7 protein-coding genes are annotated in these 10487 nt (G+C 61.2%); 1 reads left to right on the forward strand and 6 read right to left on the reverse strand.

Annotated features, from left to right (window positions below; genetic code table 11):
• Window positions 1-5 precede the first annotated feature (5 nt).
• Window positions 6-1496: a M99 family carboxypeptidase catalytic domain-containing protein gene (locus ACE3NW_RS02080; RefSeq protein ID WP_374279868.1), complete on the reverse strand. Its 1491-nt coding sequence runs from the start codon at window positions 1494-1496 to the stop codon at window positions 6-8.
• A 306-nt stretch (window positions 1497-1802) separates the two neighbouring features.
• Complete coding sequence (locus ACE3NW_RS02085; protein WP_374279871.1) at window positions 1803-2000, reverse strand: heavy-metal-associated domain-containing protein; 198 nt, start codon at window positions 1998-2000, stop codon at window positions 1803-1805.
• 79 nt (window positions 2001-2079) lie between these two features.
• On the opposite strand from ACE3NW_RS02085, the gene ACE3NW_RS02090 reads away from it, so the two are divergent.
• Window positions 2080-4425: a heavy metal translocating P-type ATPase gene (locus ACE3NW_RS02090; RefSeq protein WP_374279873.1), complete on the forward strand. Its 2346-nt coding sequence runs from the start codon at window positions 2080-2082 to the stop codon at window positions 4423-4425.
• 153 nt (window positions 4426-4578) lie between these two features.
• On the opposite strand, the gene ACE3NW_RS02095 is transcribed toward ACE3NW_RS02090, so the two are convergent.
• The 4 genes from ACE3NW_RS02095 to ACE3NW_RS02110 all read right to left on the reverse strand — a co-directional run bounded on the left by ACE3NW_RS02095 (window position 4579) and on the right by ACE3NW_RS02110 (window position 10417).
• Window positions 4579-5478 carry a tRNA (adenine-N1)-methyltransferase gene (locus tag ACE3NW_RS02095; RefSeq protein WP_374279875.1) on the reverse strand — a complete coding sequence of 300 codons (900 nt, stop codon included), beginning with the start codon at window positions 5476-5478 and terminating at the stop codon, window positions 4579-4581.
• Window positions 5479-5547: 69 nt separating this feature from the next.
• Complete coding sequence (ade, locus tag ACE3NW_RS02100) at window positions 5548-7269, reverse strand: adenine deaminase (RefSeq protein ID WP_374279877.1); 1722 nt, start codon at window positions 7267-7269, stop codon at window positions 5548-5550.
• Between the two features lie 180 nt (window positions 7270-7449).
• Window positions 7450-9891: a penicillin-binding protein 1A gene (locus tag ACE3NW_RS02105; protein ID WP_374279879.1), complete on the reverse strand. Its 2442-nt coding sequence runs from the start codon at window positions 9889-9891 to the stop codon at window positions 7450-7452.
• Window positions 9892-10099: 208 nt separating this feature from the next.
• Window positions 10100-10417, reverse strand: coding sequence for a TusE/DsrC/DsvC family sulfur relay protein (locus tag ACE3NW_RS02110; RefSeq protein ID WP_022657697.1), 318 nt, complete (start codon window positions 10415-10417; stop codon window positions 10100-10102).
• Between the last annotated feature and the right edge of the window lie 70 nt (window positions 10418-10487).

The following is a 10487-nucleotide window of genomic DNA, read 5'->3' on the forward strand; positions in this document are numbered from 1 at the left end:
CTGGCTCAGAACCCCAGTGTAGATTCCTGCCCCGGTCTGTCGGGCAGTCTGTCGTTGGTAACGGGCTGGGGTTCAGTGCTGGTCAGGCGGTTTGTGGCAGAGGCAAAGCGCACCAGAAACATGCCGCTGAAGCGCTGATCCTTGTATACCTCTACACGGTAGAGCCTGCCCTGGCGGTCAACAGAAAATCGCGCCTGAAAATCCTTGAGAGTCATCAGCTCACCGCTTTCGTCCTTGCGCCCGCTGTCGTAGCCTATGGCATTGACCCGGTAGCCCTGATTGGGCTGCACCACAAGGCTTTTGGATACTTCGAGTATCTGCCCGAACTGGGCCTGGGCCTCGCGCCCGTCTGCAAGCACGCGCATGCCGCCGATGCTGTGATCCATTTCGCGCCAGTCGGGGCGGATGAGCGTAATCATGCGGTTGCCATAATGCACGCAGTACTGGCCTTCCTCGCCCTTGGCGCAGGGCAGTACGGCCATTATGGGCTTGGAGGTCACAGCCTGGGCTGGAGCATCCTTTGAAAGTGGCAGCAGATTGATGGACGGGCGCACATCTTCAAGCGGCAGAAAAATCTTGTTGTCGGCAAAAGACACGCCGAGGTTTTCCAGCAGTGCTCCGCGCACGCCCGCCGGGTTCAGCTCAAATCCACGTTTAAAGGTCACGCCAGCCTGCGCCAGAAACGATTCGACCATCAGCAAATGATAGTAGGCGCGTACCTCGACCGAAAATTCCTTGCTGGCCTCAAGCCCAAAGGCCGCCTTTCCCTGCCGCACGGCGTAGTACGAAAGGCTTTTGTCCATTTCGTGGTCGCCCTCGGCGGTTTTGGTATTGTGAACGTGCAGAATGTGTTGTGGTGAGAGCAGCCTGCCGTTGGCCGTTTCGGCGGCCTGGCGGGCCTCATCGCCCAAGGCGCCCATAAAAGCGCCGGAAAGGGCCTCCTGATCTATGATCACAGACTGCCCCCATCGGTTGGGGTTGCGCAGTTTGTCTTCGTACGATTCGCGGTAGTAGCCGCTGCCGTCGTGCAGATTGAGCACCAGGCCCACGCGGGGGTGGCTGATAAGTTCCTGAATGCGGCGCACTGTGCCGAATTCGGGATCATTGTTGTCGAGCTTGGCAAACTTTCGGTTCATGTCACCGTGCAGCCCACGCGACCGCATGATGATGCTGGGAAAGTTGAGATTGGGCACAACCCACAGAACACCTTTCTGGATGGTGTAGTGCGTGGTCAGCAGGGTGGCAGCAGAAAAACCGCCCGGTTCGTCACCCTGAATGCCGCCCACCACAAGAACCACCGGCAGAGGCTTGGTGCTGGCCGCCGTCGGCTGGATGGCCTCGGCTGGCTGGTCGGTGTCCGCGTTCTGAACCGCCGGGGCTGCCACTGCGGGCACGGTTGCTCCCTGCGTATCATCACCAAGCCGTATGGTGGTGAAATCCAGTGAACGCACGCCGGGAGCCGCCACGGCAGATGTGGCAACCAACAGGCAGCACAAAAGGAAAATCCAGCGGCCCGCGCAAGAAAAACAAGTTACTTTGGTGGGTTGTGTTTGCATGCCTGTGGTGGTGTTGCTGTGGTGGTGCATGGGATTGATGGCAGTGATTACCCGTCCATATTTACGCTATTTGACCGAAAACGGCAAGGTACGGGGCCATGTCAAGAGGGAGGCTGCTGCCCTGCTGCCGTGATGGGCAGCGCATCTGGTGGCACTGCTGCAAAAAAAGGGAGCGTTGCCGCGCACGCTCGCGGCATGCTGGCAGCGCCCCCTGATTGTTAACGCGGCGTTTCCGGAATTTTGTGGCTATTCCGGGTCAAAACCAATGTCGCTGATGGCTGTTTTCAGGGCCTGCATGTCCACCGGGCCAGATTCTTCAAAGCGCAGTTCCTTGTCTTCAAGGCTCACCTGCGGATTGGCAACGCCTGCAATCTTTGCCGCAGCTTCTTCTACCGCCGCCTTGCAGTGACCGCAGCGCATGCCATTGACTTTCAGACTTTTCATCGTATCCTCCATCAGGAAAGCGTTTTCAATTTCATCTACATCCTACGCCCGGCCACACCGAATGACAAGTGGAGAGCCCATGAATACCAATACAGCCCCCGATACCGACACTTCAGCCTGCCCCATGCGGTTTGACATCGGCGGCATGCACTGCGCAGCCTGTTCCTCGCGCATCGAGCGGGTGGTGGGCCGCATGGAAGGGGTGGAAAAAATCAGCGTCAACCTGGCCGCTGCCAGTGCCGAGGTGTGGCCGGGCAAGAGTGATGCCGCCGAACTGCAACAGCAGATAATGGAGCGCGTTGCCACCCTTGGTTTTACGGCCACGCCCGCAGTGAGTGACGATGCTGCCCTTCAGTTTGAAGAAAACAGGGCAAGGGCAGCAGCAGACATCCATGCACGCCTGCGCCGCCTGCTGCCCATGGCAGCCTTTGCCGTGCCCCTGCTGGTCATTTCCATGGGGCACATGCTGGGCCTGCCCCTGCCGCTGGCTCTTGATCCGCACCATTCCCCCAATACCTTTATGCTGGCCCAGCTGCTGCTGACCCTGCCCGTGGTCTGGCTGGGGCGTCATTTTTATGTGGACGGCATCACGGCCCTGCTGCGCAAGGCCCCGGCCATGGACAGCCTGGTGGCGGTGGGTACGGGCGCTGCCTTTTTGTTCAGCCTGGGCAATACCTTGCTGGGGCTTGCGGGCAGTGAACCCATGACCCGCGCCATGAACCTGTATTATGAATCGTGCGCCGTGCTGCTGACCATGATCGAGTTGGGGCAGTTTTTGGAGGCTGTTGCCAAACGCCGCGCAGGTGATGCCATGGGCGCGCTCATGAGCCTTACACCAGAGAACGCCCTGAGGCTCAATGCCGATGACCCCGCTGCGGCTCCAGAGCAGATAGCCCTTGATCAGGTGCGCGTGGGCGACCATTTGCTGTTGCGCCCCGGTGGGCGCGTGCCGGTGGATGGCGTGGTGCTGACCGGCAAAAGTGCGGTTGATCTGTCGCTGCTTACGGGCGAATCCATACCCGTGGCCGTGGCTCCCGGCGACAAGCTGGCTGCTGGCAGTGTCAACGGCGAGGGATCGCTGACCTTTATGGCTGAAGCCGTGGGCGGCAACACGCGCCTTGCCCGTATTATCCGGCTGGTGCGCGAGGCCCAGGGCAGCAAGGCTCCCATAGCGCGGCTGGCAGACCGGGTGAGCTTTTATTTCGTGCCTGCCGTCATGGGCATTGCCGTGGCGGCGGGGCTGGCGTGGCTTGTGTTCAGCGCAGAACCCGTTACCACGGCTTTGACCATATTTGTGGCCGTGCTGGTCATGGCCTGCCCCTGCGCCATGGGCCTTGCAACGCCCATGTCCATCATGGTGGGCACGGGCCGGGGCGCGCAGCTGGGGGTGCTGATCAAGAATGGCGCAGCTCTTGAGCAGGCCGGGCACATAAGCGTGCTGGCCGTGGACAAAACAGGCACGCTCACCACAGGCAAGCCTGTGCTTACGGGAATAACCCTGCTGGAATGCCCCGCCGGTATGGACGAAAACACGCTGCTGGGCATGGCTGCCTCGCTGGAGGCGCGCTCGGAGCATCCGCTGGCGCACGCTCTGGTGGGCGCTGCCAGAGCGCGTTCTCTTGCCCTGTTGCCAGTGGAAGAGGTTGTTGTGGCTCCCGGCATGGGTATTTCCGGTCAGGTGGTTGCGCAGGGCGGCCCCGTGGGAATAGCCGTGGGCAACCCGGCCTTCATGGCCGAACGCGGGATTGAAGTGTCAGCAGAAACGCAGGCTGCGCTGGCCCAGCTGGCCGAGGCGGGCCAGACCCCCCTGTTGCTGGCGGTGGAACAGCAGGGCCGCGCACGGCTGGCTGGCATTCTGGCCCTTGCCGATGCCCTGCGGCCCGAATCGGCTTCTGTGGTCAGCCGTCTGCGCGCCATGGGTGTGCGCGTGGTCATGCTGACGGGTGACAACGAGCGCACGGCAAAGGCCGTGGCCCGACAGGCTGGTGTGGACGAAATAGCCGCAGGCCTGTTGCCCGCAGACAAGGCCGCCTATGTGCGGCGGCTTCAGGGAGAGGGCCATATGGTGGGCATGGTGGGTGACGGCATCAACGATGCCCCGGCGCTGGCCGCAGCCCATGTGGGCATGGCCGTGGGAACCGGCGTTGATGTCAGCGCCGAAGCGGGCGACATTGTGCTGATGCGCGACGGCATGGAGGCCGTGCTTACTGCGCTGGCGCTCTCGCGCGCGACCATGCGCAACATCCGCCAGAATCTGTTCTGGGCATTTGGTTACAATGTGCTCGGCCTGCCGGTGGCGGCGGGCCTGCTGCACGCCTTTGGCGGCCCCATGCTGTCACCCATGCTGGCGGGTACGGCCATGGCCCTGTCGTCTGTTTCGGTAGTGACCAATGCTCTGCGGCTGCGGTTCTTCAGCATAAAATAAACTGGCCTGCCAATGTTCAACCTGCCGTGGTTTCCCGGTTACGGCCGCAGGCTTCGAAAATTAAACAGGCACGGCCCTCATGCGGAGGGCCGTGCCTTTATGCATACGTTTGCAGGTGCGGTGGCTCAGGCCACGCCATACCTGCCGCGCAATCTATTCACCGTCGTTATCAGCAATATCCGCTTCGTTGGCGCCCGCGCCTTCTTCTGTGAGGCCCAGGCGGGCCAGACGGGCGGCCTCCTGCTTGCGTTCGCGTGTGCCCATGGGCTTGCGCGATTCAAAGTCGGCGCTGCGGTCCTGCTGACGGGCAAAAACCAAAAAGCCGGTGTGGGCGGTCATGCGGTCTTCGGGGCGCAGGCGGTCGGCCACGGGCTTCCAGCGGCGGATAAGGATCTCGCACACTTCCACATCGGCAAAGGGGCCGCGTTCAAGGCCCAGCAGCAGTTTGCTCACCTGATCAACCGTGGGCAGCAAAAAACCAAAGCTCGCGCCGGGGCGCACTGCGGCCAGAGCGTGGTCGAGGTATTCCCAGGGGGTACGCACATCGAGGAACAGGGCGTCCGCGCCGGTTACGGCAAAACCCTCTGCCACATCGCGGTTGTGCAGATCAACATTTTCGCCCACGCCGGCCCATTCAAGATTGCGGCGCGCCAGCTTCATGAATTCCTCGCGGGCTTCGTGGCTCACCACGCGGCCAGTGGGGCCGCAAAACCATGAAAGACCCGTGGTGAGGCCGCCAGAACCGCAGCCCGCTTCAATAATGGTGCGGCCCGGCCCGGCCCCAAGACGCAGGCAGATATAGGCTATATCCTTGGGATAGATGATCTGCGTCTGGCGTTTGAGGCCCTTGAGGCGGTCGTACAGGGTCGCTTCGAGCACCTGGATGGGAATGTTCTGGTTGGTGTACACCACAGAGCCAAAGTTGGCCTGGGCCACCTCGGCAGAAACCAGCGTGCCGTCGTTGCTGTGCCAGTCCTGTCCTTCGACAAGACGTTTGACATAGCGGCGGCCCTTGGGGGTTACATAGACAACAAGCGTACCGAAGGGAATCATGAGGTTCCTTTATGTTGCTGCTTCAGGGCTGCGCAACGGGCGCTTCCCACAGGTGTAAGAAAAAGTGCCTCAGTGCTGCGCTGCCGCATCCACCGAAACAAAACGCCAGTCGGCAACGGAAAACAGCCCCCGCGCCGTAAGTTTGAGCGAAGGAATGACCGGCAGGGCCATAAAACTGAGGGCCATGAGCGGGGCCACATTGCCCGGAACCCCGTGGTCGTGCAGCAGGGCATGGATGGAATCCAGCGCGCGCACCACAGTTTGCGGCGGTTCTGGGGTCATGAGGCCCGCCACCGGCAGGGCCAGTTCATCCAGAATCTTGCCGCCGCCCGCAACGGCAATGCCGCCGCCCATTGCGGCCACGCGGCGTACAGCCGCCAGCATGTCTGCATCGTTATCGCCGCAAACAACAATATTGTGCGAGTCGTGGCTGACAGAAGTTGCCACGGCCCCGCCGCGCAGGCCGTAACCCGCAAGAATGCCCACACCCACCTTGCCGGTGGCCTTGTGGCGTTCAAAAACAGCCAGCTTGCACAGCCCGGCATTACTGCGCGGGTCGAAAAGCCCGTTAACACTGGTGATGGCGTGTTCTTCTGCATCCGTAACCAGAGAGCCGGGGTGCAGGCGGATAACCCGCGCACGGCCAGAGGGCACGGGCAGGGCCAGCACATCTGCGGGCAGGGGGGCCATCTGCACCGTATTGGTAAGACCCTCCAGGGGCGGGTCGCTCAGCGGGGCGAGCATGCGGCCTTCTGCCGCAATTTGTCTGCCGCCCGCAAAAGTCATGCGCACGTTGAATGAGGCAAGATCATCAACCAGCACGCAGTCTGCATCAAAGCCGGGGGCAATGGCCCCCTTGCCGTGCAGTCCCTCGGCCTCTGCCGCGTTGAGCGTACACAGGCGCACGGCGGTAACGGGGTCCATGCCCAGGGCAACGGCCTTGCGCAGCACTTCGTCCATGTGCCCGGCGGTGAGCAGCTCCGAGGCATGCCTGTCGTCGCAGCAAAAAGCGCAGCGGTGGCAGTTGCCGGGGGTTACCAGCGGGGCCAGGGCGGGCAGATTGCGGGCAGCCGAGCCATCGCGCAAAAAGATGCGGCAGCCGCGCATGAGATTTTGGTGAAATTCTTCTGCGGTGGTGCATTCGTGGGTGTTGCCAATGCCGGTGCTCAGGTAGGCATCAAGCTCCCTGCCCAGCAGGGCGGGGGCGTGACCGTCAACGGGCTTGCCGCGTGACCGGCTGAGGGCAATTTTGTCCAGCACTTCGGGGTCGGCGTGCAGCACGCCGGGGTAGTTCATCATTTCGCCCAGCGAAGCCACGTGCGGGTCGTCCATAAATGGCGCAAGATCGGCAGCCTGCAAGACCGCGCCGCTGTCTTCAAACGGTGTGGCCGGTACGCACGAGGGCAGAGCGAGAAAAATGTTCAGTGGCAGGCTCTGGGCGCTGGCCAACAAAAACCGCAGGGCCGCCGTGCCGCACACATTGGCCAGCTCGTGGGGGTCGGCCACCACGGATGTTGTGCCGTGGGGCAGGGCCATCTCGGCAAAGCGGGCCGGGGTGACCATGCTTGATTCCAGATGGATGTGGGCGTCAATAAAGCCGGGCAAAAGATATGCCCCCTGCGCGTCCACCACCTGTCGGGCCTCGCGCTGGCCAAAGCCCACGAACACGCCGTCGCCCATGGCCACGGCATCCTGCCGCACAAGGCCCGAAAAAACGTCCACCACCCGTGCGTTGATGATAAGCACATCCGCCGGTTCGTTTCCTGCGGCCATGTCGATACGGTGTTTCATGGCAGTCTCCGGCCTTGAGGGCTGAGGGTTCAACGCATGGGAGTGCGCGCGAGTGATTGGAAAATGCTGGCTGCTGTGTCCGGGCCAGCCGCCACACGCCGGGCAGGGCGCTGACCGCAGCCGTTACCTATGGTGTGTAACAGCTGCGGCCATATCTGCACAGGCGCGTGGCGGTTTGCCCTAAAACATCTGACGCATCAGGTCTTCGCCGCCTTCAGAGGTATCGACTGGCGCGCCTTCGGGCGCTGTTGCCCCTGCGGTGGCCGAGGCTCCCTGCATGGGCTGGTCGGCTCTGAAGGCAAGGCCATCGGACATCACAATGCCCTCTGGCATCACAAAGTCGTCCTTGGGGTAGCGGTCTTCAATTTCGGAACGGTAATAGCGGAATATGGGGGCAGCGGTGCGCCCGCCCTGTTCAAGGCGGCCAAGGCTCTGCACCTGATCATACCCCACATAGACGCCCGTAACGAGGTAGGGCGAAAAGCCCATGAACCACGCATCGTGCTCGTCGTTGGTCGTGCCGGTTTTGCCCGCAATAATGCGGCCATCAATCTTGGCCCGTACGCCCGTACCGGCATTGACCACTTCCTTGAGCAGGGTGTCCATGATGTAGGCATTCTGCGGCGAAACCGCCTGCCAGTGTTCCACTTCCTGCTTGTAGAGCACGCGGCCCTGCTCGTCGGTGATGGAGGTGATGATGCGCGGCCTCACGCCCAGCCCCTGGTTGGCAAAGGCGGCGTAGGCCTGGGTGAGATTGAGGGGGGACACCGCCACCGCGCCAAGGCTGATGGCCAGCTCTTGCGGAAAATGCGGTTCGAGGCCCAGGGCCTTGGCCCTTTGCACAATGTTGGCCACACCCACCTGTTGTGCCACGCGCACGGTGCAGGTATTGCGCGAAAGGGCCAGCGCCGTGTGCAGGGGCAGCTCGCCCTTGTAGTTATGCTCGTAGTTAGAGGGGCGCCACACTTCGTTTGTGTAGGGGTTTACATACACAAAGGGTGCGTCCAGCACTGTGGAGGCTGGCGTAAAGCCAAAATCCATGGCCGTGGAATAGACCACAGGCTTGAAGCTGGAGCCCGGCTGGCGGCGTGCCTGCGTGGCGCGGTTAAAGTGGCTGTCGCCAAACTGATAGCCGCCAATAAGCGCTACAACGTCGCCAGATTGCGGTTCAACCGAGGCGATGGCCCCCTGCACCAGGGGTTCCTGCTGCAAGCGCAGGGGGATGGGCGTGTTCTTTTTGACCGTGGATGCGTCAAAAGGCACGGTTTTTGTTTCTTTTTTGCCCTTGGCATTGGTCTCTGTGACGGTGGCTTCATCGGCAGAAACCCAGATCACGTCACCGGGCGCGGCCACCTGTTTGGGATCTTTGATGGCCGGGGCATTGGCCGCCGCAACCTTGGGATTGGGTTTGCGCGCCCACGACATGGCCGTAACAGGCACAATACCCGTATAACCCTGCCCCAGCGCTACCTTTACTTCCTTGCTGTCCACAGCGGTAACAAGGGCCTTTACCCATTCGCCGCCTGCCAGATCAATGGGCGAGAAGGGCGCTTTTGCAAGAAATTCTTTCTGTTTGGCGGCATCCAGCTGATCCACGGGGCCGCGCCAGCCCTGGCGCTTGTCCAGTTCTTCAAGGCCACGGCGCAGGGCAGCGCCTGCGGCGTTCTGGTGGGCGGGGTCCATGGCGGTGCGCACGGTCAGGCCCGCCTCGTACACATAGTCTGCGCCAGATTTGTTGGTTTCTATGCCCAGCGCGCGGAGGTTCGATTCCGTAAAAAATTCCACCAGCAGGCGGCGGGCTTCTTCAAGATACCACTGGGCAGGGCCGCCCACGCCTTCGGGCATGCTCCAGTACACCAGCGGCTCGGCCACGGCCTGGTCGTATTCCGCCGGGGTGATCCACTTGAGGTCGCGCAAGCGGCCAAGAACGTACATCTGCCGGTTCTTGGCCTCATCAGGCCTGCGGAAGGGATTGTACGTGCTGGGGGCCTTGGGCAAACCGGCAATAACGGCGCTTTCGGCCAGGGTGATATCAGAGGCATGCTTGCCAAAATAGGTGCGCGCCGCCGATTCCACGCCAAAAGAATGCTCACCCAGATAAATCTGGTTGAGATAAATGGTAAGGATCTGGTCCTTGGTGAAGTTTTTTTCCAGCTGGTAGGCCAGAATGGCCTCTTTCATCTTGCGGGTGTAACTGCGCTCGGATGTGAGCAGCAACTGCTTGATGAGCTGCTGGGTGATGGTGCTGCCGCCCTCGCCCTGGCGTCCCTTGCGAAAGTTGTTGATGGCCGCACGCATGATGGCCACGGGGTCTATGCCCATGTGGCGGTAAAAGGCATCGTCTTCGGCGGCAAGAAACGACATGGGCAGATAGCGCGACATGTCTTTGAGGCCGATGACAAAGCGTTTTTCATGGTTGAGCGTGCCGAGCATGGACCCGTCGCGTGCCAGAATAACAGTGGCCTGGGGCTGCTTGTATTCTGCAATGCGGTTGAGGTCGGGCAGATCACGCGAGGCCCAGTAAAAAAGCATGACCACAGCTACGCTGCCCATAAGGCCGCACACTATAATGATACCCATGAACCAGAGGGCGCATTTTTTAAGGGACAGACGAATTTTCATGGCAGGGCGATACCGTTTTTTTGGCCCGGCGTAAAGGGATGAGAGCCGTGCCAGGGCTTATGAGAAAATACGATGTATTGCCGGACAGGCAAGCCCCCCTGGGGGTACGCCGCACGGCACAGCGGGCGCACAGGCCGCAGGCGGGCGGCATAATCAAAAAAAAGCGGAAGGTTTCCCTTCCGCTTTTTTCCAAAATGTTGCGGCTGGACTACACGCAGCCAGTGGGCTTGGGCAGGCCGGCCATTTTGCAGGCGCCCTTGCCGGGGCCGGAGGGGAAGAGTTCGTACACTTCCTTCAGCTTGTAGCCGGTATTCTTGGAAAGAATACGGACCATGGGAGCGATGCCGTTCTTCTTGTAGTAGTCCTGCAGGAAGTCGAGGATCTTCTGATGATCAGCATTGATTTCAGAGATGCCTTCGGATTCCTTCACATAGTCCATCCATTCGGGGCACCAGTCGTCAAAACGCAGAAGGAAACCGTCTTCGTCAACTTCAAAGCTTTTACCTTTATAGGTGATCTCAGCCATGCGTGTGTCCTCCTTGGACAGCTATTGCTCAATCTCGCCGGGGCGAATCGCCCAGGCGCTACAACCGGAT

Source organism: Desulfovibrio sp. (genome assembly GCF_041907885.1).
Classification (GTDB): Bacteria; Desulfobacterota; Desulfovibrionia; order Desulfovibrionales; family Desulfovibrionaceae; genus Desulfovibrio.

Coding starts and splice junctions, on each gene's coding strand:
- ACE3NW_RS02085 (WP_374279871.1), bottom strand. CDS start 2,000: ATGAAAAGTCTGAAAGTCAATGGCATGCGCTGCGGTCACTGCAAGGCG.
- ACE3NW_RS02090 (WP_374279873.1), top strand. CDS start 2,080: ATGAATACCAATACAGCCCCCGATACCGACACTTCAGCCTGCCCCATG.
- ACE3NW_RS02095 (WP_374279875.1), bottom strand. CDS start 5,478: ATGATTCCCTTCGGTACGCTTGTTGTCTATGTAACCCCCAAGGGCCGC.
- ade (WP_374279877.1), bottom strand. CDS start 7,269: ATGAAACACCGTATCGACATGGCCGCAGGAAACGAACCGGCGGATGTG.
- ACE3NW_RS02105 (WP_374279879.1), bottom strand. CDS start 9,891: ATGAAAATTCGTCTGTCCCTTAAAAAATGCGCCCTCTGGTTCATGGGT.
- ACE3NW_RS02110 (WP_022657697.1), bottom strand. CDS start 10,417: ATGGCTGAGATCACCTATAAAGGTAAAAGCTTTGAAGTTGACGAAGAC.